At 64.5% G+C, this 22,290-nt stretch carries 23 protein-coding genes; 9 read left to right on the top strand and 14 right to left on the bottom strand.

Going from position 1 to position 22,290, the window contains the following annotated elements:
* Positions 1–22: 22 nt before the first annotated feature.
* Positions 23–916: an ATP phosphoribosyltransferase gene (hisG, locus tag HDE76_RS05510; protein ID WP_184505886.1), complete on the bottom strand. Its 894-nt coding sequence runs from the start codon at positions 914–916 to the stop codon at positions 23–25.
* Complete coding sequence (locus HDE76_RS05515; protein ID WP_184505888.1) at positions 913–1,251, bottom strand: YerC/YecD family TrpR-related protein; 339 nt, start codon at positions 1,249–1,251, stop codon at positions 913–915. The genes hisG and HDE76_RS05515 overlap by 4 nt, the downstream gene beginning before the upstream one ends.
* Before the next feature lie 214 nt (positions 1,252–1,465).
* Between HDE76_RS05515 and HDE76_RS05520 the strand changes: the two genes are divergently transcribed.
* The 6 genes from HDE76_RS05520 (at position 1,466) to HDE76_RS05545 (ending at position 9,994) form a co-directional block, all read left to right on the top strand.
* Positions 1,466–2,164 (top strand): response regulator transcription factor, encoded by a 699-nt coding sequence (locus HDE76_RS05520; RefSeq protein WP_184505890.1) that lies wholly within the window; start codon positions 1,466–1,468, stop codon positions 2,162–2,164.
* Positions 2,157–3,515: a HAMP domain-containing sensor histidine kinase gene (locus tag HDE76_RS05525; protein WP_184505892.1), complete on the top strand. Its 1,359-nt coding sequence runs from the start codon at positions 2,157–2,159 to the stop codon at positions 3,513–3,515. Before HDE76_RS05520 ends, HDE76_RS05525 begins: the two co-directional genes overlap by 8 nt.
* Before the next feature lie 145 nt (positions 3,516–3,660).
* On the top strand, positions 3,661–4,845 hold the full coding sequence (locus HDE76_RS05530) for an efflux RND transporter periplasmic adaptor subunit (RefSeq protein WP_184505894.1): 1,185 nt from the start codon (positions 3,661–3,663) through the stop codon (positions 4,843–4,845).
* Between the two features lie 24 nt (positions 4,846–4,869).
* A complete protein-coding gene (locus tag HDE76_RS05535) occupies positions 4,870–8,070 on the top strand; it encodes a CusA/CzcA family heavy metal efflux RND transporter (RefSeq protein ID WP_184505896.1) in 3,201 nt (1,066 codons plus the stop codon).
* Positions 8,070–9,626 (top strand): efflux transporter outer membrane subunit, encoded by a 1,557-nt coding sequence (locus HDE76_RS05540; protein ID WP_255481451.1) that lies wholly within the window; start codon positions 8,070–8,072, stop codon positions 9,624–9,626. The genes HDE76_RS05535 and HDE76_RS05540 overlap by 1 nt, the downstream gene beginning before the upstream one ends.
* 44 nt (positions 9,627–9,670) lie before the next feature.
* A complete protein-coding gene (locus HDE76_RS05545; RefSeq protein ID WP_184505898.1) occupies positions 9,671–9,994 on the top strand; it encodes a hypothetical protein in 324 nt (107 codons plus the stop codon).
* A 99-nt stretch (positions 9,995–10,093) separates the two neighbouring features.
* On the opposite strand, the gene HDE76_RS05550 is transcribed toward HDE76_RS05545, so the two are convergent.
* The 6 genes from HDE76_RS05550 to gltX form a co-directional block, all read right to left on the bottom strand.
* Positions 10,094–10,255 carry a 30S ribosomal protein THX gene (locus HDE76_RS05550; RefSeq protein ID WP_184505900.1) on the bottom strand — a complete coding sequence of 54 codons (162 nt, stop codon included), beginning with the start codon at positions 10,253–10,255 and terminating at the stop codon, positions 10,094–10,096.
* Between the two features lie 66 nt (positions 10,256–10,321).
* Positions 10,322–11,317: a cation diffusion facilitator family transporter gene (locus HDE76_RS05555; protein ID WP_184505902.1), complete on the bottom strand. Its 996-nt coding sequence runs from the start codon at positions 11,315–11,317 to the stop codon at positions 10,322–10,324.
* 61 nt (positions 11,318–11,378) lie between these two features.
* Positions 11,379–11,816, bottom strand: coding sequence for a MerC domain-containing protein (locus HDE76_RS05560; protein ID WP_179480307.1), 438 nt, complete (start codon positions 11,814–11,816; stop codon positions 11,379–11,381).
* 109 nt (positions 11,817–11,925) lie between these two features.
* Complete coding sequence (locus HDE76_RS05565) at positions 11,926–12,429, bottom strand: transcriptional repressor (protein WP_179480305.1); 504 nt, start codon at positions 12,427–12,429, stop codon at positions 11,926–11,928.
* Positions 12,430–12,460: 31 nt separating this feature from the next.
* The gene (locus tag HDE76_RS05570; RefSeq protein WP_179480303.1) at positions 12,461–12,733 is read right to left on the bottom strand and encodes a hypothetical protein; all 273 of its coding nucleotides are present in this window, start codon (positions 12,731–12,733) and stop codon (positions 12,461–12,463) included.
* 33 nt (positions 12,734–12,766) lie between these two features.
* Positions 12,767–14,167, bottom strand: a complete 1,401-nt coding sequence (gene gltX, locus HDE76_RS05575; protein WP_184505904.1) for a glutamate--tRNA ligase — start codon at positions 14,165–14,167, stop codon at positions 12,767–12,769.
* Positions 14,168–14,243: 76 nt separating this feature from the next.
* Here gltX and HDE76_RS05580 point away from each other — a divergent pair, with 76 nt between their 5' ends.
* Positions 14,244–15,023 carry a transporter gene (locus HDE76_RS05580; RefSeq protein WP_184505906.1) on the top strand — a complete coding sequence of 260 codons (780 nt, stop codon included), beginning with the start codon at positions 14,244–14,246 and terminating at the stop codon, positions 15,021–15,023.
* A 42-nt stretch (positions 15,024–15,065) separates the two neighbouring features.
* Here HDE76_RS05580 and HDE76_RS05585 read toward each other — a convergent pair whose 3' ends face one another.
* Entirely contained in the window at positions 15,066–15,506 is a 441-nt protein-coding gene (locus HDE76_RS05585) for a DUF4399 domain-containing protein (RefSeq protein WP_184505908.1), read from the bottom strand.
* Between the two features lie 166 nt (positions 15,507–15,672).
* Between HDE76_RS05585 and HDE76_RS05590 the strand changes: the two genes are divergently transcribed.
* Both HDE76_RS05590 and HDE76_RS05595 read left to right on the top strand, forming a co-directional pair.
* Positions 15,673–16,833: a glycosyltransferase family 1 protein gene (locus tag HDE76_RS05590; RefSeq protein ID WP_184505910.1), complete on the top strand. Its 1,161-nt coding sequence runs from the start codon at positions 15,673–15,675 to the stop codon at positions 16,831–16,833.
* Positions 16,802–17,398 (top strand): phosphatase PAP2 family protein, encoded by a 597-nt coding sequence (locus tag HDE76_RS05595; protein WP_184505912.1) that lies wholly within the window; start codon positions 16,802–16,804, stop codon positions 17,396–17,398. The genes HDE76_RS05590 and HDE76_RS05595 overlap by 32 nt, the downstream gene beginning before the upstream one ends.
* 276 nt (positions 17,399–17,674) lie before the next feature.
* On the opposite strand, the gene accD is transcribed toward HDE76_RS05595, so the two are convergent.
* The 5 genes from accD to truA form a co-directional block, all read right to left on the bottom strand.
* Positions 17,675–18,544 carry an acetyl-CoA carboxylase, carboxyltransferase subunit beta gene (gene accD, locus HDE76_RS05600; RefSeq protein ID WP_179480292.1) on the bottom strand — a complete coding sequence of 290 codons (870 nt, stop codon included), beginning with the start codon at positions 18,542–18,544 and terminating at the stop codon, positions 17,675–17,677.
* 91 nt (positions 18,545–18,635) lie between these two features.
* Positions 18,636–19,436, bottom strand: a complete 801-nt coding sequence (gene trpA / locus HDE76_RS05605) for a tryptophan synthase subunit alpha (protein WP_184505914.1) — start codon at positions 19,434–19,436, stop codon at positions 18,636–18,638.
* Positions 19,433–20,644: a tryptophan synthase subunit beta gene (gene trpB / locus HDE76_RS05610; RefSeq protein WP_184505916.1), complete on the bottom strand. Its 1,212-nt coding sequence runs from the start codon at positions 20,642–20,644 to the stop codon at positions 19,433–19,435. Before trpB ends, trpA begins: the two co-directional genes overlap by 4 nt.
* Positions 20,645–20,749: 105 nt before the next feature.
* Entirely contained in the window at positions 20,750–21,376 is a 627-nt protein-coding gene (locus HDE76_RS05615) for a phosphoribosylanthranilate isomerase (RefSeq protein WP_184505918.1), read from the bottom strand.
* Positions 21,373–22,200, bottom strand: coding sequence for a tRNA pseudouridine(38-40) synthase TruA (truA, locus tag HDE76_RS05620; RefSeq protein WP_184505920.1), 828 nt, complete (start codon positions 22,198–22,200; stop codon positions 21,373–21,375). Before truA ends, HDE76_RS05615 begins: the two co-directional genes overlap by 4 nt.
* Between the last annotated feature and the right edge of the window lie 90 nt (positions 22,201–22,290).

Genomic DNA, 22,290 nt, shown 5'->3' on the forward strand with positions numbered 1-22,290 from the left:
TTTCTCAGGCTGCGAGCCCGGCTCAGGCGAGCATTTTTTCCACCGGCAGCACATACATCTCGCGCGCGCCGGCTTTCTTGATTTCTTCCAGCTGACGCCAGCTCACTTCGCCGGCGCACAGCGCCTGCAGCATCAGCTGATCGGGCTGGCCGGCCACCGCCAGCAGCGTCGGCTGCGGGCCGCCGGGCAAAAGACGGGTGATCGCCTCCAGCGAGCTGCGCGAGGTCTGCAGCAGCAGCAGGCGCGATTCGCGCACCTGGATCACGCCGTCCAGGCGCTTCAGCAGCAGCTCCAGCATGTCGCCGCGCTCGTCGATCGGCAGGGTCAGCGGGCCGGCCAGCACGGCCTCGCTTTCCAGCAGCACCTCGGCCTCGCGCAGCTGGTTGGCGACCAGGGTGCCACCGCTCTGCACCAGATCGCAGATCGCGTCGGCGGTCCCGAGCTTCGGCGCGATCTCGACGGAACCCGACAGCATGATCACACTGGCGTTGACCGCATGCGTGCGCAGCCACTCGCCGAGCAGGCCCGGATAGGAGGTGGCGATGCGCTCGCCCTCCAGCGTCTGCGGGCCCTGGTAATCCAGCTCCTGCGGCACGGCGATCGACAGGCGGCAGCGGCCGAAGCCGAGCGGGCGCAGTTCATTCAGCGGCGCGGCGTCGCGCCCCGTTGTAAGGCGGAACTCGTCCAGCACGTTGCGGCCGACGATGCCGAGGTCGCACACGCCCTGCGCGATCAGCCCGGGAATATCGTCATCGCGCACCAGCAGCAGATCCACCGGCTCGCCTTCGCCGAAGCAGAACAGCTTGTCGCGGCTCTGCCGGAAGCTGAGGCCGCAGCGGTTGAGCAGCTCCAGCGCCGGCTCGGTCAGCCGTCCGGATTTCTGCATCGCTATACGAAGTCGATCACGCTGTTTCATGCCCTGGCCTTTTTTGCTGTCTGCGATTGACGCCGCGCCGCCCGCGCTGCCGCCGCCAGGTAACCGCCGTTGCCTTGATTGAGATAGCGCGCCACCCGTCCGATGGTCGTGATGCTGACGGCGGTGCGCTCATGGATTTCACGGTACGAAAGACTTTCCAGCAGATACGGCACGACGCGCCAGCGATCCACCAGCACTTCGAGTTCTGCCGGCGTGCACAGATCGGTGAGGAAAGCGCCCATCTCTTCGGCGTTCTTCAACGACAGCAGCGCCTCGCACAGGCTCAGCTTGGCGGATGCGTCGGGTGTCTCTGGATCGAGCGATCGGCGCTTCATAACGTACTAATGCGTTAATACAATGGTTGCATCTTACAGATCGCACTTAGGCAGTGCAAACAGCCAGGATGCGATTGTTCAGGCAAGCAGGCACCCTGCTCCTGAGCTAGCCAGCGGCTGACAACGCACCAGAACGACGAGTCGCTTATCATGCGGAAACAGCCGAAAAGTCTGGCTGCTTCACAACCCTACCTTGATCGGAAAGTCTCCGCGCATGCGCTGTCTGCTAATCGAAGATGACCAGGCCGCCGCGCAGCTGATCCAGGATGGATTGCAGCGCGAAGGGTTTAGCGTGACTGCCTGCCACGATGGCGCGAGCGGGCTGTCGAAGGTCAACGAAGCGGATTGGGACGTGGTCGTGCTCGATCGCATGCTGCCGGGCGCGCTCGATGGCCTGGACATCCTCTCGACCATGCGCGGGCGCGGCGATGCCACCCCGGTGCTGATTCTCAGCGCGCTCGGCAGCCTGAATGAGCGCGTGCGCGGCCTGCGCGACGGCTGCGACGATTATCTGACCAAGCCGTTTGCGTTCGATGAACTGCTGGCGCGCATCGAGGCGCTGATTCGTCGCGCCGGACAGCGCGAGGATATGGGCGTGCTCGTTGTCGGCGATCTGAAAGTCGACACGCGCGCGCGCCGCGTATTTCGTGACCAGCAGCCGATTATTCTGCAGCCGCGGGAATATCAGCTGCTGGAGTATCTGGTTCGCCACCAGGGCGAAGTCGTTACGCGAAAAATGCTGCTGACCGCGGTGTGGGGCTACCACTTCGACCCCGAGACCAATGTCATCGACGTGCAGATGAGCCGACTGCGCACCAAGATCGACAAGGACGCCGCCACCCCACTGATCCACACCGTGCGCGGTGCGGGTTATACCGTGCGAGCGCCCGGTGAAAACGTCAGCGATGGCTAGCTTCCGCCACTCCGTGGTGTTTCGCATGGCCGTCGGCTACGGGCTGCTGCTGTTGCTGTCGGTCGCACTGATCTCGACGGTGTTCTATGTCGGCACCGCCGGTTTGATCTCCCGCAATATCGACGCGCAGCTCACCGCGACCTCCCGCCGCCTGATCGACATACGCCATCAGGCGGGCCAGCCGGCGCTCGAACACGAGATACACACTCTGCTGACCGACGATCGCGACGTCGATACCGAGATCTACCTGCTGGTCGATCCGCAGGGCCGCAAGATCATCGGCAACCTCACCGCGTGGCCCGGTCTCAGCGGTCACAGTAACGAACTGCTCAAACAGCCGGTGAAGCGGCTGGGGCGAGACTCGGTCAGCCGCCTGCTGATCTATCGCTTCCCCGACGGCAGCACGCTGGTGGTGGGACGCGACATGCGCGATCAGCGCGAGCTCGAACGGATGAGCGTCACCGCGCTGTCGCTCGGCGGCCTGCTGGCGCTGGTGCTGGCGGCGCTCGGCGCGTGGCTGTTTCGTCGGCAGTTGAAAAGGCAACTCAACGCCATCCACCTCACGACGACGGAAATATCCGCCGGCAATCTGGACAAGCGCATCGACGTCGGCCGATCGCGGGACGAGTTTGCGATGGTGGCGCACGACGTCAACGTCATGCTCGATGAAATCGAGCGCCTGATGGAAACCGCGCGCGACGTGTCCAATGCCATTGCGCACGATCTGCGAACGCCGCTGAGCCGCATTCGCGGCAACCTCGAAGAGGCGTTGAGCCTGCCGTCGAATGCCGAGCGCTTGCCGGTCAGTGCGCAGTACGCCATCGACGAAATCGATGCGGTGACTACCGTGCTGGACAAGCTGCTGCAAATCGCCGAAGCCGAATCCGGCGTGCGTCGTCAGCACTTCGCCTCGATGCCACTGGGCGAAGTGATTACCGACATCGTCGAGCTGTACCAGCCGGCAGCTGAGAATCAGGGCCAGACCATGGCGCTGGCCATCGAAACGACGGCGCATGCCTCGATCGATCGCGACCTGATTGCTGGCGTCATGGCCAACCTGCTCGACAACGCGCTCAAGTATGCCGGCCACGGCACGCAGGTGACGGTGCGCGTGACCGCTGAGCCGGAAAGCCTCTGCCTGGTCGTCGAGGACAACGGCCCCGGTATTCCGCCCAAACTGATCGGCCGCGCTACCGAGCGTTTCTTCCGCGTCGATGCGAGCCGGCATCTGCGCGGCAACGGTCTGGGACTGTCGATCGTGGCCGCGGTGGTCGCACTGCACCGCGGCCGGATGGCGCTCGAAGACGCCCAGCCGGGGCTGCGTGTGAGCATCCGGCTTCCGCGCGACTAAGCTGCCTCGCCGGCCCGCCCAACCTTTCCGGATCGTAACTGTTCGTCCTCGTGCGTGGCCGATAAGGTGATCGGCGCTGCACTGGCCGGCACGGCCTCGTCGTGCGCCGGATATCCCGTGCGAACCAAGAAAAACCGGAACAGGCATGCGCCATCGACGTCATCGACATTGGGCGGTTGCTGCTGTGATCGTGCTGGTCGCAGCGTGGAGCTGGCTGCACTTTTCGAACCGCACGGCCAGCCCCAACGCCGACTCGACCCCGCCGAAAACGGCTGGCGCGACAGACAGCGTAACGATCAGCGACAAGCAGGCGACGCAGGTGCATGTGATCCGCGCCACCACACAGGCCTTTGATGCCCGCCTGGATGCGCTCGGATACGTCGACTTTAATCAGGACAACACGGCACAAATTTACTCGCCTTACCAGGGCCGTGTGCTCGCGGTGCGGGCCAGGGCGGGCGACGACGTCAAGAAAGGCCAGGTGTTGTTCACCGTCGAGAGCCCCGATCTGGTTCAGGCGGAATCGGCCTTGATTTCGAACGCGGCCGTCTTCGATCTCTCCAGCAAGATACTTGAGCGAGCGCGCAAGATGCTCGTCGTGCAGGCCAATGCGCAGAAGGATCTGGAGCAGGCCGTGTCGGATCAGCAAACGGCGCACGGCAACTATCTGGCGTCGCGCAACGCGGTCAAGATCTTCGGCAAATCCGATGCCGAGATCGATCACCTGATCGCCACGCGCACGATCGACAACACGCTGACGATCAGCAGCCCGATCGACGGCCACGTCACCGCGCGCAATATTGCGCCGGGCACCCTGGTGCAGCCGGGCGCATCCTCGCCGGCATTTGTGGTGTCCGACCTTTCCAGCGTCTGGGTGGTGGCCAACGTACCCGAAGACGAGATTGCCCGCGTGCGGATGGACCAGCCGGTCGAGGTCAGCGTCAACGGTCTACCGCAGCAGAAGCTGCACGGCACCATCAGCTACATCGGCAGCGCAGCCGACCCCGGCACCCACCGCATCGGCGTGCGGGCGCAGATCGACGATCCCCAGCATCAGCTGCATCCGCAGACGATGGCGAGCTTTACGATACAGACCGGCGCACCGACGCCTTCGGTGGCCGTGCCGCCGGATGCCGTCGTGCGCGAAGGCGATGGCAGCATGACCGTGTTCACCACGCAGGACGGTCGGCGCTTCGAACGGCGAGAGGTTCGGCTGGGCCTCCAACAATATGGCATGGATCAGATTCTTGCCGGCCTCAGTCCCGGCGAGAAGCTGGCCGGCAACGGTGCGCTGTTTATCAGCAGCGCGCTGGCGCTGCAGTCGCAGTAAGCCCCGGATACGGAAGAACCCCACGTGTTCAGAGGTCTTATCGCGTTTGCGCTGACCCGGCGCTCGATCATCATCCTGGCGCTGTTGGCCTTTGTCGGCGCCGGACTGGTCGCTTACGCCAAGCTCAATATCGAGGCCTACCCCAACCCTGCCCCGGTGATCCTCGAGATCACCGCCCAGGCGCCCGGCCTGTCCGCCGAGGAAATGGAGCGCAGCTATACGCGACCGATGGAGGTGGGACTGGCGACCACGCCCGGCGTCGACAATATCCGCTCGACCTCGTTCTATGGTCTGTCCTTCGTCCGCGTGACCTTCAAGTACGGCGTCGATTACTACTTTGCGCTGGCGCAGGCCGCGCTGAACCTGCAGCAGAACGTCACGCTACCGAACAACGTGCAGCCGCAGATCCAGGCATCGAGCCTGGTCGGCGAAATCTACCGCTACCAGATCGTCGGCCCGCCGCATTTCGGTTTGACCAACTTGCGCACGCTGCAGGACTGGGTCGTGACGAGGCGACTCCTCTCAGTCCCAGGCATCGCCCAGGTGGTGACCTGGGGCGGCACGACCAAGGAGTACGACGTCGATGTCGATCTGAACAAGCTGCAGGGCTACGCCGTCACGCTGCCGCAGCTGATCGCCGCCATCGGCAATGCCAACACCAACGTCGGCGGCCGCACGATCAATATCGGCCAGCAGTCGGTGAATATCCGCGGTGTCGGGCTGATCAAGGACGTGGACGATATCGGCCATATCGTGCTTTCCCAATCCAACGGCGCGCCGGTGCTGGTGAGCGACCTCGCCAAGGTTTCCATCGGCGCCGTGCTGCGGCTGGGCAATGCCGGGCGCGACGATCAGGACGATGTGGTCACCGGCATTGTCGTGATGAGCCGCACGGAACAGACCAACGACGTGGTCAACCGCGTCAAGGCGGCGGTGGACAAGCTCAATCATGACGGCACCCTGCCGCCCGGCGTGCGGGTGGTGCCTTTCTACGACCGCTCGTCGCTGGTCGAGGTCACCACGCATACGGTGCTGCACAATCTGCTCTTCGGCTGCCTGCTGGTGTTTTTCATCCAGTGGATTTTCCTCGGCGACCTGCGCAGCGCAATCATCGTCAGCGCCAATATTCCCATCGCCCTGTTCTTCAGCATCATCATCCTGGTGCTGCTGGGCGACTCGGCAAACCTGCTCTCGGTGGGTGCGGTGGACTTCGGCATCATCGTCGATTCGGCAGTGATCCTGATCGAGAATATTTTCCGCAACTTCCAGAAGAATCACGACGAGCGGCAGGAATTGCTGCACGACCAGGCACAGAGCAACCACGCCATGTATGCGCGCGGGAACGCCGCACATGGCTGGACCGAACGTCTGCGCCTGCTCTACATCAGTGCGATCCAGGTCGATCGCGCGGTGCTGTTTTCCTCGGCCATCACCGTCGCTGCTTTCATCCCGCTGTTCACGATGCAGGGCGTCGAGGGCCAGATCTTCAATCCGATGGCACGCACCTACGCCTATGCGTTGTCCGGCGCCCTGCTGGCGACCTTCAGCGTAACGCCGGTGCTGGCGTCGCTACTGCTACCCAAGCACGTCAACGAAGTGGAGACGCTGTTCGTACGCGGCATCCGCCGCGTCTACTCGCCAGTGCTGCGTTGGGCGCTGGAGAAGCGTAAGGCCACTGTGGCCATCGGCGTCGGCTTTCTGCTCGTCGCCGCTTTGCTGCTGCCACATATAGGCAGCGAGTTTCTGCCGGCGCTGGAAGAAGGCAACTTGTGGATACGCGCCAGCATGCCGACCACGATCTCGCTCGATGCGGGCATGGACAAGGTCAACCGCATGCGCCGCATCATCAAGAATCATCCGGAGGTGGTGACCGTCGTGTCCCAGCACGGCCGACCCGACGACGGCAGCGACGCCTCGGGCTTCTACAACGTCGAGCTGTTCGTACCGCTGAAGCCGGAGGGCGACTGGCCCAGCGGCGACAGCAAGGAAAAGCTGGTCAATTCGCTGCAGCAGCAGTTCAGCGACGAATTTCCGGGCGTGGAGTTCAACTTCTCCCAGTACATCCAGGACAACATCGAAGAAGGGCTGTCGGGCGTCAAGGGCGCCAACTCGGTCAAGATCGTCGGGCCGGATCTGCACGAGCTGGAGAAGCTCTCCGACGACGTCCTGCACCAGATGCGCCAGGTCAAAGGCGTGCAGGATCTGGGCGTGTTCCGCGTGCTGGGCCAGCCCAATCTCAACATCACCGTCGATCGGGCCAGGGCCGCGCGCTACGGCCTCAATACCGGCGACATCAATGCGGTGGTGCAGGCCGCCGCCGGCGGCACGCAGGCGACCACGGTGCTGGAGGACGATCGGCAGTTTTCACTGGTGGTACGCCTTGCCTCGCCGTTTCGGAACGACGTGGAGGCCATCGGCAACATACCGGTGGGATACGCCACGCCGAGCGGCGCCACGGCGTACGTCCCGTTGCGCGATGTGGCCGACATCTCGCTCGATACCGGCGCCTCCTACATCTATCACGAGAGCAACGAGCGCTTTATCCCGGTGAAGTTCAGCGTGCGCGGCCGCGACTTGGGCAGCACCGTGGAAGACGCCCAGCAGCGCATCGCCAGGAACGTCGTGCTGCCGACGGGTTACCACCTGGTGTGGGCCGGTGAATTCGAAGACATGCAGCAAGCCAAGCATCGCCTGGCGATCGTGCTGCCGATTGCCATCGGCCTGATTCTCGCGTTGCTCTACACGCTGTTCAATTCGCTGCGCGACAGCTTGCTGACACTGGCCGCGATTCCGTTTTCGATCGCCGGCGGCATTATCGCACTGTACTTTTCCGGCCTGAACATGAGCGTCTCGGCGGCGATCGGCTTCGTCTCGCTGTTCGGCGTGTCGGTGATGAACGGCATCCTGGTCATCTCCTATTTCAACCACCTGGTATTCGAGGGTAGGACGCCGCTGGAGGCGATGTATCTGGCCGCCGAACAGCGCATGCGCCCGATGCTGATGACGGCGCTGTCGGCATGTATCGGCCTGCTGCCGGCGGCGCTGTCCACCGGCATCGGCAGTCAGGTGCAGCGTCCGCTGGCGACGGTGGTGGTGGGCGGCATGTTGCTCGGTCCGGTGATGCTGTTGATCGTTGCGCCAGCGCTGCAGGTGCTGGTCGTGGAGTGGTCGCATCGGCGCAAGAGCCGCAAGCCAGCGCGCCCGCGTGAAACCGGAGGCCTGTGATGAAACGCATGGCCTTCGTTCGTCGTTTCGCCGGCGCCTTGACGCTGGCGTTGAACGCTTTGTGTGCCGGTTGCGTGGTCGGCCCGGACTATCGCCGCCCGAGCCTGCCCAGCGAAACGCGATTTACCCGGCCGGTGCCGGCTGACTCGTCCCGCGTAGGCGAAACCGATGCAGAGACAGCGATCCGCGACACGCATGCCGTCATCCGGCAGGACTGGTGGACCGTCTTCGCCTCGCCGTCGCTCGATGCGCTGGTCGAGCGCGCGCTTGCTCACAACCCCGATATCGCCAGCGCGCAGGCCACGCTGCGCGAAGCGCAGGAGAACGTGGCGGCCCAGCGCGGCGCCTACTTCCCTACCGCCTCACTGAGCTACTCACCCAGCCGGCAGAAGAATGCGGTGGGCACGCTCGCACCGACGCTCAGCTCGGGCCAGGCGCTCTATACGCTGCATACGGCGCAGCTGAGCATCGCCTATGCTCCGGATGTTTTTGGCCTGAATCGCCGCACGATGGAATCGCTGCAGGCGCAGGCCGATATGCAGCGCTTTCAGCTGCAGGCGGCCTATCTCACGCTGGCATCGAACGTCGTGCTGGCGGCGATCCAGCAGGCCGCGGAGCGCGCGCAGATTCAGGCGGCCCACGAGGCGCTACGTGCCGATCAGCAGTCGCTCCAGCTTCTGCAACAGCAGGCCGCGCTCGGCGAAGCTTCCGGTCTCGACGTCGCGGCGCAGGAGACGGCTCTGGCACAGGCCCAGCAGCTGCTGCCACCGCTGGAAAAGCAGCTCGAGCAGACGCGCGACCTGCTGGCCGTGCTCGCCGGCGATCCGCCGGCGCAGGGCGGCCAGCAGGATTTCGATCTAGCCGCGCTGCGACTGCCGGCTTCGTTGCCACGCGCGCTGCCATCGCAGCTCGTCGATCAGCGCCCGGACGTGCGCGCGGCCGAGGCCGAGGTGCAATCCGCCAACGCGCAGGTCGGCGTGGCGATCGCCAACCGGCTGCCGCAGCTATCGCTTTCGGCGCAATACGGCGGCAGCGCGACGAGCTTCAGCCAGATGTTTGCCGACAACAACACCTTCTGGGGACTTACCGGCAGCCTGTCGCAGACCCTGCTCGACTTTGGCACGCTCAAGCACCGCCAGCGCGCCGCCGAGGCAGCCTGGCAGCAGTCGCAGGCGCAGTACCGATCGGTGGTGCTCTCGGCGTTTCAGAACGTCGCCGATGCGCTGTATGCGCTGCAGGCGGACGATCGTGCGCTGCAGGCCGCCCGTTATGCCGAAACCTCCGCGGGCAAGACGCTGGATTTGATCCGCAAGCAGCAGGCCTTGGGCTACGTGAATGCCCTGACCGTGCTCAATACCGAGCAGGCCTATCAGCAGACGCGCCTGACCGAAATCCAGGCGCAGGCCGCCGAATTCAGCGATACCGCTGCGCTGCTGCAGGCGCTGGGCGGCAGCTGGACGGCCGCCAAAGAGCCCGTCTCGCCCGCGCTCGGCATCGCCGAACCCGAAAGCACCGACCATAGCACCAACCCGCAGAGCCTACAGGTCGCCAAGTGAGGCATCCCATGTATCCCAAAATCAGCGCTTTATGCCTTTCAACTTTGTCTGCCGCGCTGGCTTGCGCGGGCTGCACGCCGCTCTTCAGCAAAAGCCCCGAGCAATGGCGGGATGGCCGCATCGCGGGCATCGTGTCGCGCGCCAAGCTTCCGGCCGGCATCGACGACCACTGCCTGGGCACGGCTGACGGCGGCAGCGACGACAAGAGCAAGGTCGCGATCGTCGCCATTCATCTGGGCCGACGCATGCCGAGCTACCGGCTGGCGATGCCGATAGCCGACGGTCGAACGCTGATCCACGTGGGTGATGATGTCATCGTGCAACCGCAGCCGTGCAGGCTGGAGATGGCGCAGGCGCAAGGGGGCTGAAGCCTGCGTCATCGGCTTTCTACGGCATAGCCGACGCAGCTTCCACAAACAAAAACCCCCGCACGGGCGGGGGTCTTCGTCAAAGCTGGCCGGAAAGACTCAGGCCGACTTTTTCTTCGGCGCGGCCTTCTTGGCGGCGACCGGCTTGGTCACGGTCTCCTTGGTGCCGACCACAGCCGGAGCTGCACCGTGCGCACGGGTATTGCCGTAGCTGCCGCGGTAGGTCTTGCCACGACGGGTCTTGCGATCGCCCTTACCCATGGAAACTCCTTACAAATATGAATGACTGGCCAAGCATCATAGCAGCGCGGGCGCAAAGCGCCAAAGTCAGAGATGGCCGTGGCCCACGCAGCCGGCCGCCTGGTCGAAGCATTCGCCGTTCGGATCGACCTGCACCGTCACATGCTGGATGTTGAAGCGCTGCAGCAGCAGCTGATTGATGGCCAGCAGGGCCTCGGCGCTTTGTCCAGGCTCGGTCAACTCGGCGTGCAGGGTCGCCATGCGGGAGCCCGAGGCCAGCTGCCACACGTGCAGGTGGTGGACATTGCGGATCGACGGGTGCGCCGCGCGCAGCGAGGTCTCCACTTCGGCGCAGTCCATGCCGTCGGGCACGCCTTCGAGCAGGATATGCGCGGACAGCCGCAGCAGTCGCCATGCGCTGTTGAGGATCAGCAGCGACACCAGCAGCGACAGCACCGGGTCGGCCCACACCCAGCCCTTCCAGCGAATCGCCAGCGCCGCCAGAACGGCGGCGACCGAGCCGAGCAAATCGCCCAGCACGTGCAGGCTGGCACCGGCGAGGTTGACGTCGTCGTGCGCGTGGCCGTGCAGCATGCGCAGCACCACCACATTGACCAGCAGGCCGAAAATCGCCACCACGAACATCACGCCGGAGAGGATTTCGCCCGGATGCATCAGCCGGGTAATCGCCTCGTAGATGATCCAGCCGACCAGCACGAACTGGCTCAGCGCGTTGACGAAGCCGATCAGCACTTCCATCCGGCCGTAGCCGTAGCTGCGACGTGCGTCGGCGGGCTTGGTCGCCATCCACGCGCCGACGAATGCCAATAGCAGCGCCAGCGAATCGACCATCATGTGGCCGGCATCGGCGAGCAGTGCGAGCGAGCCGGACCACAGGCCGCCGAACACCTCGGCGACCATCATCACCGTCGTCAGCGCAAAGGCGAACAGCAGCTTGGTGCGGCGACGGCTGCCCGGATCACCGATATCGCTGATGCCATGATCATGGTGAGCGTGCGCATGGGCATGACCAGGCGCGTGGTCATGCGCGTGATCATGAGAGTGGTTGTGAGTGGTGCTCATGCGCACATGCTAGGAACGGCCGGCGCCGTTACACAATCACTGCGCACAAAAAGCATGCGAATCAATGCGCGCACTGCGGGCCATGGACGTGGCCGGCGTGGCTTCGGCGGCGGTCGCTGCGCAGGTTGACGAAATGCGAGCTGGCCACCAACAGGCCGCCAATCGTCACCAGCACGCTGTGTACGATGATCGAGATGCCTTCGGCCCAGGTCACGCCGAAAATCAGCAGCAATAAACCCGGTATGGCCAGCATCAGCGGCAGCGGGCGCTGATGACGGCGATAGCCGGTGATCAACGCAAACAGGGCGAGCGCGCAGGCGAAGAATACGAAGCCGCGCTCGAATCGATGGTCGGCCAGAAACTGCAGGCCGATAAACGGCAGCAGTGCCAGCACAAAGGGCAGCGCTGCGCAGTGGATGGCGCAGAGAAATGATGCCGTCGCGCCGACGCGATCGGCCAGATGCCACCAGCGGGATTTGGGTGCCTGATCGGAGTTCATAGGCCTGGACTGGGCGTCACCCGGCGGGGCGGCTTGTGCTCAGTCCGGCGATGTTACTTTATAACACTGACGAAATCCATAGCCGCCGGCTACGGGCAAAATGCATGCATCAGGCCGTGCGGCAGGCCTTGCAGGTGCCGTGAACTTCGAGCGTCTGTGCCTGCGGCTTGAAGCCCATGGCTTTGGCCTGCGCTTCGATCAGGTCCGCCACGCGCTCGTCGCAGACCTCCTGCGCGCTGTCGCAGCTGTCGCAGATCAGAAACGGCACCTGATGCGCTTCCGCCGGGTGATGGCAGGAAACGAAGGCGTTGATCGACTCGAGTTTGTGGATGAATCCGTTGTCGAGCAGAAAATCGAGCGCGCGATATACCGTGGGCGGCGCGGCGTTGCCGTGCCGCTCGCGCAATTGATCTAATAGATCGTAGGCCTTCACCGGCTTGTCGGCCGCGGCGACCAGCTCCAGCACTTCCTTGCGCAGCGGCGTCAGGCGCAGGCCGCGCTCTTCGCTGGCGTGTTCCACCGCGCGCACGAACTTCTTGGCATCGTGCGGATGCGGATGATGGGCGTGCGGGTTGGCGTCATGGCTCACGGGATTACCTCGTTGGCGGATCATACATCCCCGCGGCTGCGCGACGGGGATGCCTCTACAGCGGCGGCGGCTCCGCGCGCGGCTTGGGTCTGGGCCGGATCAAGATCACGATCCAGCCGATCGGGCCCAGTGCGGCGGCCCACACGATGCCTTCCACGGTGCGGCCGCGAAACCAGCCGAGCAAGGCGCCGACCACGACAAACGCCACACTCCACCAGAACATGGCTGCCCACGGCATCAGATTCAACAGGTTGAGAAATATCTGGAAAAACGCGTCGGGGGCATCCGGATCGACACCCTGCGAGGCCTTGGCGAGCAGCGCGTCCATGCCGATATCAGTACGTTATCGACAGGGAGGCGATCAACCCTGCGCCCTGCCGATGGCCGCCTCGATGCGCGTGAGCGCCTCGGCGCGACCGGCCAGATACAGCGTGTGGTCGATCGATGGCGACACCTGCGTGCCGGTCAGCGCCACGCGCAGCGGCTGCGCGATCTTGCCCATGCCCAGTTCGAGCGTGGCGGCAATCCGTTCGATCACCCGATGAATCGGCTCGGGCTTCCACTCGCAATCGGCCAGTAGCGTTTTCGCCTGCTGCAGCACCGCCACCGCGGTGTCGTTCTTCAGGTGCTTGGCCACCGCCTTGTCGTCCCACTCGACGATCGGGCCGTACCAGATCATCGCCTTCTCGACCATTTCCTTGAAGGTATGCACGCGATCGCGCAGCGCCACGATCACATCGGCCGGCGCCGGGCCGTTCGACGTGTCGACGCCGGCGCGCGCCAGATGCCATGCGAACTCCGGCGCCAAGGTCTGCGGATCGTCGGTCTTCAGGTAATGCTGGTTGAGCCAGGCCAGCTTTTCGGTATCGAAGCGCGAGGCAGCCTTGTTCACATCGGCGATATCGAACAGCGCGATCATTTCGTCGGTGGAAAAAATCTCCTGATCGCCGTGTGACCAGCCGAGGCGAACCAGATAATTAAGCAAGGCGTGCGGCAGGAAGCCGTCGTCGCGATACTCCATCACGCTGACCGCGCTGGTCCGCTTGGAGAGCTTCTTGCCCTCCTTATCCAGAATCATCGGCAGGTGCGCGAATTCCGGCACCGTCGCACCCAGCGCGTGATAGATATTGATCTGGCGCGGCGTATTGTTGACGTGGTCGTCGCCGCGGATCACCTCGGTGATGCCCATGTCGATATCATCGACCACCACGGCAAAGTTGTAGGTCGGCCAGCCGTCGGAGCGGAAGATCACCAGATCGTCCAGCTCGGCGTTCGCCCACTCGATGCGGCCCTTGACCTTGTCGTCAAACACCACCGAACCCTCGGTCGGATTCTTGAAGCGGATCACACGATTCGGATCGTCGCGCAGAGGTTCATTACGCTCGCGGTAATAACCGTTGTAGCGCGGCTTCTCGCCCTTGGCCATCGCGGCCTCGCGCATGGCCTCGATTTCTTCCTTGCTCTCGTAGGCGTAGTAGGCCTTGCCCGCCTTCACGAGGTCGTCAGCCACCTGCCGGTATCTCTCCAACCGCTGGGTCTGGTAGAACGGACCTTCGTCGTGATTCAGGCCCAACCACTGCATCGCGTCGAGGATGGCCTGCACGGCGGCGTCGGTCGAGCGCTCACGGTCGGTATCCTCGATGCGCAGCACGAACTCGCCGCCGCGACGACGCGATTCGAGCCAGCAGTAAAGTGCAGTGCGTGCGCCACCGATATGTAGAAAGCCGGTCGGACTGGGCGCGAAGCGGGTGCGTACGGTCATCGTATTCAAACTATGGGGAAATCAAAGCGTGGATTTTAGCCGATACCGGAGCGATAACCGGCAAAAAGAGCGCGGCATGCGTCGGTTGCATCGAAGCGTCGCGGCGTCCGTGGCTGTGCTGGCAGGATGGCTGGCCGTCGCCGCATCGGCGCGCGCGGACAATCCCGGCTATGACCGCCCCGGCTACGGCTTCACCCCGGTCGTGCTGGGCGCGGACGACTTCACCCTGGAACAGGGGTTTCCGGACTGGAGTCGCGATCACCAGAATGGCGTGAGCAGCTCGCAATACACCACCGACACCCTGCTCAGGCTCGGCATCGGCGGCCCGTTCGAGCTGCAGCTGGGCGGATCGGCGTACGATTACCTGCACCAGACCGGACCCGGCATCAACAGCCGCAGCTACGGTCATGGCGACACCAACCTCGCGGTGAAATTCGTGCTGCCCACCTCGAGCAAGATTTTCAGCTGGGGCCTGCTCGCCAGCGTCGAGTTCACCGACGGTTCGAAAACCTTTCGCAACGACCAGAACCAGTACCTCCTGGGCGCTCAGTTCAATCTGCAGGCCGATGAAAAAAATTCGCTCGGCGCGTATCTGGAAGACGTTCGGGCGGGCGGCCGCGACAGCACCACGGTGGCGCTCAGCGACAACTACAGCGTCAGCAAGACATTGACGGTTTATGCGGAAACCGCCTTTCTGCACGCATCGGACCAAGGTAGCGGCGCCGTGGTCGGTGCCGGCCTGGCTTGGCTGGTCACCCCACGCGTGCAGCTCGACGCCGGCTTCGACCATCGCGTTTCCGGCAGCGCCTCCGAGTGGCAGACCAACCTCGGCGTGTCGATCTATTTCGGCCACTGATCGAACGCGGTGCACGCGGGCATCGCATGCACCGCGTCGGGATCACTTGACGTGGATGGTGATTTTTTTCGAGACCAGCGGCGGGTCGAACGGAATGTGGTTCTCATCGCCCAGTTCGAGCTGCAGCGTGTGCGTGCCGGGTGTCAGCTTCAGTGTGGTCTCGGTCTGACCGCCGCCGAAGTGCAGATGCGTTTCGTCCTTGGGAATCGGCTGGCCGGCGGGCGGCAGATCTTTGACGTCCACCAACAGGTGGTGATGGCCGGTCTTTTCCTTATCGACGCCGGCCGGCGCCACGCCCATGCCCTTGAGTCCGAACTGGACGGTCACGTTCTGACCCACGGTGGCGCCGTCTTTCGGCGAGATGATGTAGACCTCGGCACCGCTAGGCGCCTTGGTGATGGGCAGACCGGGCGCATCGGCGGCGATCGAGGCGCCGGCGAAGCCTGCGACGGAGAGAGCGAGAGCGAGCAGTACGCGTTTCATCGGTGCACTCCACTAAGGATGGGAAGCCAGTGTAGTCACGACCTTGACGTAAACGCATCCCGGCGAATCGACGCGTGCACGATCGCAGTCACCGCAACGTCATGCGGCCGCCACGTTGACGCAACGCGATCGGGCCAAGCTACGCCATCACTGTAGGGGCACGCTCATGCGCATCGGCATAGTCAGCGAAACCTATCCGCCCGAGATCAATGGCGTCGCACTGACCGTGCACAGCCTGGCCGCCGGACTCGCCGCGCGCGGCCACAGCGTCGACCTGATCCGCCCGCGCCAGCAGCAGCCGCATCCGGACGAGCCCGGCATCGACGTGCTGAGCGTGCGCGGCGGCGCCCTGCCCCGTTATCCAGGCCTGCGTTTCGGACTACCGGCGGCGCGCACCTTGCGCCAGCACTGGACGCAGCAGCGGCCCGATGCCGTCTATGTCGCCACCGAAGGCCCGCTCGGCTGGTCGGCGATGCGCACAGCCAAGTCCATGGGCATTGCGCTGAGCAGCGGTTTCCACACGCGTTTCGACAGCTACGCCGATCATTACGGCGTGGGCCTGCTCACGCCACTGGTACGCAGCTACCTGCGGCGCTTTCATCAGCGCGCGGCGGCCACGCTGGTGCCCACCGAGGCGCTGGCCGACGAACTGCACGCCATGGGCGTCGGCAACGCGCGCCTGCTGCGCCGCGCGGTCGATACGCAGCTGTTCCATCCCCGCTATCGCGATGAGGCCCTGCGCACGTCGTGGGGTGTGGATGCCGCTACGCCGGTGGTGCTGTACGTCGGGCGTATCGCGGCGGAAAAGAATCTCACTGTCGCCGTGCAGGCCTTTCGCGCCATCCAGCAGCGTGTACCGCAGGCGCGCTACGTGTGGGTCGGCGACGGCCCGGAGCGCGCAGCGCTGCAAGCTGCCAACCCGGATTTCGTCTTCGCCGGCGTGCAGCGCGGTGATGCGCTGGCGCGGCACTACGCCAGCGCCGATCTGTTTCCGTTTTCCAGCCTCAGCGAAACCTTTGGCAACGTGATTCTCGAAGCGCTGGCCGCAGGTCTGCCGGTCGTCGCGTTTGCGGAAGGCGCCGCGCGCGAACATCTGATCGACGGCGTCAACGGCTACTGCATCGAGTCGGGCAACAGCGCCGCCTTTATCGAGGCGGCCGCCAACCTCGGCGGCAATCCGGCGCTGATCCGACACATGGGCCGCGCTGCGCACCAAGGCATGGCGGGTCTTTCGCCCGATGCGGTGATCCGCGATTTCGAAAAACTGCTGCGTGATCTGGCCGAGGAGAACTCCGATGCGTCTGCTGCCGCTGTTTCACACGCCTGAGCTCGACCCGGTGCTGACGCCGGAACTTGGCCTCGGCCCGCGCTTTGCGCTCGACGGTCGCGTATGTGTCGCGGCGAATCGCTGGGGCGCGCGACGCGCGGTCGGACTTTTCTTCGGCGTCATCAGCCGGCTTGGCGACGGCGTGTTCTGGTATTCGCTGATGGCGGTGCTGGCCGTCATCGGCGGCAGGCATGGCGTGTTTGCCGCGATCCACATGGCCCTGACCGGACTCACCGCGCTGCTGCTTTATCGACTGCTGAAACGCTGGACGCGTCGACCGCGTCCCTATCGCGTATGCCCTGGCGTGATCGCGCACGTGCCGCCGCTGGACGAATTCAGTTTCCCCTCCGGCCATACGCTGCAAGCGGTGAGCTTCAGCGTCGTGGCGATCAGCTGGTTTCCCGCGCTGGCTCCCTTGCTGATCGGCTTTACCTCGCTGATCGCCGCCTCGCGCGTGATACTGGGCCTGCATTATCCCAGCGACGTGCTGGCAGCGATCGGCATCGGCTGCGGCCTGAGCGCGGCGTCGCTGTATCTCGCACCACTGCTGTTCGCCGTCGCGTAAGGGGTTCGGCGACAGCGGACGTCGGCATGGTCAATTCATCGACACGCTGTCACAAGTCTCTTTGCCGTCAGACAGATAGCTATGTTGTCCACAGGCTTTAAGCCGCTCGCTCCACAATCGCTGTGGAAAACTTCGGCGACACCGTCGGCTCGAAGCTGATCAAAAGCTGCACAATGTGTAGCAAGTGCTTGATCCATAAACGACAAAGCCTGCTTGTCCACAGGCTTTGCCGCAAGCGTTCCACATTCGCTGTGGAAAACTCATCATTCAAACGGATCAGGCCGCGCGCGCCTGACTGGAAAGAATGCCGAGCAGATCGGCCAGCTTGTCGCGCATCTCGCGACGGTCGACGATCATGTCGATGGCGCCGTGATCGACCAGAAATTCCGAACGCTGGAAGCCTTCCGGCAACGTCTCGCGCACGGTCTGCTCGATCACGCGCGGACCGGCAAAACCGATCAATGCCTTCGGCTCGCCGATGTTGATGTCGCCCAGCATGCCGAAACTGGCCGATACGCCGCCAGTGGTCGGATCCGTCAGCACCGAAATAAACGGAATGCCGGCATCGCGCAAACGTGCCAGCACGGCCGCGGCCTTGGCCATCTGCATCAGCGAGAACAGCCCTTCCTGCATGCGCATGCCGCCGCTGGCGGCGAAACACACCAATGGCGCGCGCTCTTTGAGTGCCAGCTCGCCCGCACGCGCGAATTTTTCGCCGCCGACCGAACCCATCGAACCGCCGATAAACGCGTATTCGAAAGCGCAGGCGACCAATGGCCTGGCCTTCAGCAGGCCACGCATCACGAGCAGCGAATCTTTCTCGCCGGTTTTTTTCTGCATGGCGACGATGCGATCACGATACTTTTTCGTATCGCGAAATTTCAGCGGGTCGGTCGGCTCCATGCTGGCCCAGAATTCTTGGCTGGAACCTTCGTCGAATAGCGCGAGCAGGCGCGTGCGCGCCTCGATATAGCCATGATGGCCGCACTTGGGACAGACCATCAGGTTCTGCTCAAGCTCGGGCCGATACAGCACGCTGCCGCAGCCGCCGCATTTTTCCCACACGCCCTCGGGCACCGAGCCCTTGCCGGGGTTCGGCTGGGGCCTGCGCGTGCGCGGGTTCATGATTTTTTGCAGCCAGTTCATCGCATCACCGCTTGTCGAGAAATCGGTTCATTATCGCCCAGTCGTCACCCCAGGTCCGCATGCGGCCGGTCCGGTGCGCGATCGGCATGGGTCAGCGCTCATCCAGCGCGGCGCGGATCGGCGCGAGAAAGGCGCTCACGCGCTCGGCGATCGTTGCCGCATCGCTGGCGCCGTCGAGCTTTTCGACCAGCGCGCTGCCGATCACCACCGCATCGGCGAAGCCGGCGATCGCCTTGGCGCTGGCCGGGTCGCGGATGCCGAAACCCACCGCCACCGGCGCCTTGGCACGTGCACGGATATCGGCCACGCGTACAGCAATGTCGTCGGTGCTCAAATGGCCGGCACCGGTAATGCCGGCAAACGATACGTAATACAGAAAACCTGTGGCGGCTTCGCACAGCTGGGCCAGCCGCTCGGGCGCCGTGGTCGGTGCGGCGAGGCGAATCTGCTGCAGCCCCGCATCGATCAGCGGCTTCAGCACGGCCGCCTCCTCCAGCGGGCAATCGACCACCAGCACGCCGTCGACCCCGGCCTCGACCGCTTCCTTGGCAAAGCGCGCGTAGCCGTGGATTTCGATCGGATTGAGGTAACCCATCAGCACGACCGGGGTGTCCGTATCGCGCGTACGGAACTCGCCGACCCAGTGCAGCACATGCGCCAGGCCGATACCTTTGGCAATCGAGCGCTCGCTGGCGTGCTGAATCACCGGACCATCGGCCATCGGGTCGGAAAACGGCACGCCCAGCTCGATCAGGTCGGCACCCGCGTCGACCAGTGCATGCATCAGCGCTACCGCATGGTCGGGTGAAGGATCGCCGGCGGTGACGAACGGAATCAGGCCGGTGCGCTTGGCCGCCTTGAGCGCGGCGAAGCGCCGATCGATGCGGCTCATATCGTGACTCCTTCACGCTCGGCAATCGTCTGCACGTCCTTGTCGCCGCGGCCGGACAGATTGCACAGAATCAACGCGTCCTTCGGATACTCGCGCGCCAGCTTGATCGCCTGCGCCACGGCGTGCGCCGATTCCAGCGCGGCGAGAATGCCTTCGGTGCGCGCCAGCAGGTGGAACGCTTCCATCGCCTCGTCGTCGGTCACGCCGACGTATTCGGCGCGGCCGGCGTCTTTCAGGAACGCATGCTCGGGACCGACGCCCGGATAGTCGAGGCCGGCGGACACCGAGTGGGTCTCGGTGATCTGGCCGTTGTCGTCGCATAACACGTACGTACGGTTGCCGTGCAGCACGCCCGGACGCCCGGCCACCAGCGACGCCGCGTGATGGCCGCTGGCAATGCTCTCGCCCGCCGCTTCGGCACCGACGATGCGCACGTCGGCATCGTTGAGAAATGCGTGGAACAGGCCGATCGCGTTCGAGCCGCCGCCGACACAGGCGGTCATCGCATCGGGCAGACGACCGTACTGCTCCAGCATCTGCTCGCGCGCCTCGCGCCCGACGATGGCGTTGAAATCGCGCACCATCATCGGATACGGGTGCGGGCCGGCCACGGTGCCGATGATGTAGAACGTATCGGCGACATTGGTGACCCAGTCGCGCATCGCTTCGTTGAGCGCGTCCTTCAATGTCCTGGAACCCGAGGTCACCGGTATCACTTCGGCGCCGAGCAACTTCATGCGGAAGACGTTGATCTTCTGTCGCTCGATGTCGGTCTCGCCCATGTAGACCACACACTTCAGGCCGAGCCGCGCGGCCACGGTGGCGCTGGCGACGCCGTGCTGGCCGGCGCCGGTTTCGGCGATGATGCGCGGCTTGCCCATGCGCTTGGCCACCAGGCCCTGGCCGACCGTGTTGTTGATCTTGTGCGCGCCGGTGTGGTTCAGATCCTCGCGCTTGAGCAGGATGCGCGCGCCGCCGACATGCTGCGACAGGCGCTCGGCGTGGTAGATCGGGCTGGGTCGACCGACGTAGTACTTCAGGTCGCGATCCAGCTCGGCGATGAATTCCGGATCGTGGCGCAGCCGCTCGTAGGCCTCGGCCAGCTCGGCCAGCGGCGCCATCAGCGTTTCGGCCACATAGCTGCCGCCGTACTCGCCAAAACGGCCGTGCGCATCCGGGTAGGCGTTGAAATCCGCGATCTTGCTCATGCACTCACTCAATCAAGACAAAAAAACATCATCCCAGCAGCAGCTCAAGCCACACAGGGGCACAACGTCGCGGAGGAAGCCGCCGACGCAACGCCAAGGTTGCCATCAGGCGGGCATGGCGACGGATCGAACCGCGTCGATCAAAGCCGTCATCTTAGCGGCATCCTTGATACCGGGCGAAATCTCGATGCCGCTGGCCACGTCCACCGCCCACGGCCGGGCGATGCAGATGGCCCGAGCCACGTTGTCGGCCGTGAGTCCGCCGGCGAGGATCAGCGGTTGCGTCAGGTCACGCGGCATCTGCGACCAGTCGAACGTGCGCCCGCTGCCGCCGACCTCGCCGAGCCCGTGGCCATCCAGCAGGAGTCCGGCAGCGCCCGGATAATCGTGCAGCCGCGACAGCGCCGCGACACCCTCGCCCATCGCGATCGCCTTGAGGTAACGCTGGCCGAACTGGGCACACCACGCGTCGCTCTCCTGCCCATGAAACTGCAGCAGGTCCGGCTGCACGGCGTCGATCACCTCACGCACCAGCACTTCGGCGTCGTCCATGAACAGTGCCACCGCGCTCACGAACGGCGGCAGCGCCCGGCGAATCTGCGCGGCCTGTTCGATGGTGACCCGACGCGCGCTGCGCGCGGTAAACACCAGCCCGATCGCGTCCGCCCCCAGCCGCGCAGCCAGCAGCGCATCCTCGACCCGGGTCATGCCACAGCACTTGATGCGCGTCACGAGGCAATCTCCGGCCATGCTGATTCGATGGGCAATGCTTCAGGCACCGACGGTTCGAGCTGACTGACCTCGGCCGGCAGACCCCAGTGGGTCGGGTAGCGCGGCCCCAGAAAGGTAAGGCCCGATGCCGGCGCGGTGGGACCGGCCACCTGGCGATCGCAGCCGGCCAGCAGTTCCCCCATCCATGTCGTTGGTTTTTCGCCGCGACCGACCAGCAGCAGCGAACCGACGATATTGCGCACCATGTGATGCAAAAATGCGTTGGCCTCGATCTCGACGAAAACGTGCTGACCCTCGCGTCGAACGCACACGTTCAGCACCGTACGACGCGGATGCGCGGCCTGGCAGGACAGCGCGCGGAATGCGCTGAAGTCGTGCTCGCCGCACAGTGCCTGCGCCGCCTCGTGCATCCGATCGGCGTCGAGCGGCAGGCGCTCCCAGGTGACGTAGCGCGCGTCCAGCGCCGCGCGCACCGGCCGATTGAGGATGTGATAGCGATAGCGGCGGCTGCGCGCGGCGTAGCGCGCGTGAAACTCGGCCGCCACCGGCTGCGCCCACAGCACCGCCACGCTATCGGGCAGATTGGACGAGACGCCGAGCATCCAGCCGCGCATGTCGCGCTGCGCCTCGCTGTCGAAATGCACGACCTGACAGCGTCCATGCACGCCGGCATCGGTACGACCCGCGCAGCTGATTTCCACCGGATGCGCGGCAACTCTGGACAATGCCTGCTCCACGCTCGCCTGCACGCTGGCCTCGGTTTTCAGCCGCTGCCAGCCGGAGAAATCGGTGCCGTCGTATTCGATACCCAGGGCGATGCGCATGACGTTCGGTAAAAGCTCGATCGAAGACGCACAAGATTAGCAGGTCGCTCCTGCGCATCCTGTGCCCGCTCTTTGGGCATCCCTCTAGGG

The organism is Rhodanobacter sp. ANJX3, from assembly GCF_014200755.1.
Lineage (GTDB): Bacteria > Pseudomonadota > Gammaproteobacteria > Xanthomonadales > Rhodanobacteraceae > Rhodanobacter.

Bases quoted from the DNA above. Each gene is read 5' to 3' on its own strand.
- hisG (WP_184505886.1), bottom strand. From the start codon at position 916: ATGAAACAGCGTGATCGACTTCGTATAGCGATGCAGAAATCCGGACGG.
- HDE76_RS05515 (WP_184505888.1), bottom strand. From the start codon at position 1,251: ATGAAGCGCCGATCGCTCGATCCAGAGACACCCGACGCATCCGCCAAG.
- HDE76_RS05520 (WP_184505890.1), top strand. From the start codon at position 1,466: ATGCGCTGTCTGCTAATCGAAGATGACCAGGCCGCCGCGCAGCTGATC.
- HDE76_RS05525 (WP_184505892.1), top strand. From the start codon at position 2,157: ATGGCTAGCTTCCGCCACTCCGTGGTGTTTCGCATGGCCGTCGGCTAC.
- HDE76_RS05530 (WP_184505894.1), top strand. From the start codon at position 3,661: ATGCGCCATCGACGTCATCGACATTGGGCGGTTGCTGCTGTGATCGTG.
- HDE76_RS05540 (WP_255481451.1), top strand. From the start codon at position 8,070: ATGAAACGCATGGCCTTCGTTCGTCGTTTCGCCGGCGCCTTGACGCTG.
- HDE76_RS05550 (WP_184505900.1), bottom strand. From the start codon at position 10,255: ATGGGTAAGGGCGATCGCAAGACCCGTCGTGGCAAGACCTACCGCGGC.
- HDE76_RS05555 (WP_184505902.1), bottom strand. From the start codon at position 11,317: ATGAGCACCACTCACAACCACTCTCATGATCACGCGCATGACCACGCG.
- HDE76_RS05560 (WP_179480307.1), bottom strand. From the start codon at position 11,816: ATGAACTCCGATCAGGCACCCAAATCCCGCTGGTGGCATCTGGCCGAT.
- HDE76_RS05565 (WP_179480305.1), bottom strand. From the start codon at position 12,429: ATGATCCGCCAACGAGGTAATCCCGTGAGCCATGACGCCAACCCGCAC.
- HDE76_RS05570 (WP_179480303.1), bottom strand. From the start codon at position 12,733: ATGGACGCGCTGCTCGCCAAGGCCTCGCAGGGTGTCGATCCGGATGCC.
- gltX (WP_184505904.1), bottom strand. From the start codon at position 14,167: ATGACCGTACGCACCCGCTTCGCGCCCAGTCCGACCGGCTTTCTACAT.
- HDE76_RS05580 (WP_184505906.1), top strand. From the start codon at position 14,244: ATGCGTCGGTTGCATCGAAGCGTCGCGGCGTCCGTGGCTGTGCTGGCA.
- HDE76_RS05585 (WP_184505908.1), bottom strand. From the start codon at position 15,506: ATGAAACGCGTACTGCTCGCTCTCGCTCTCTCCGTCGCAGGCTTCGCC.
- HDE76_RS05590 (WP_184505910.1), top strand. From the start codon at position 15,673: ATGCGCATCGGCATAGTCAGCGAAACCTATCCGCCCGAGATCAATGGC.
- HDE76_RS05595 (WP_184505912.1), top strand. From the start codon at position 16,802: ATGCGTCTGCTGCCGCTGTTTCACACGCCTGAGCTCGACCCGGTGCTG.
- accD (WP_179480292.1), bottom strand. From the start codon at position 18,544: ATGAACTGGCTGCAAAAAATCATGAACCCGCGCACGCGCAGGCCCCAG.
- trpA (WP_184505914.1), bottom strand. From the start codon at position 19,436: ATGAGCCGCATCGATCGGCGCTTCGCCGCGCTCAAGGCGGCCAAGCGC.
- trpB (WP_184505916.1), bottom strand. From the start codon at position 20,644: ATGAGCAAGATCGCGGATTTCAACGCCTACCCGGATGCGCACGGCCGT.
- truA (WP_184505920.1), bottom strand. From the start codon at position 22,200: ATGCGCATCGCCCTGGGTATCGAATACGACGGCACCGATTTCTCCGGC.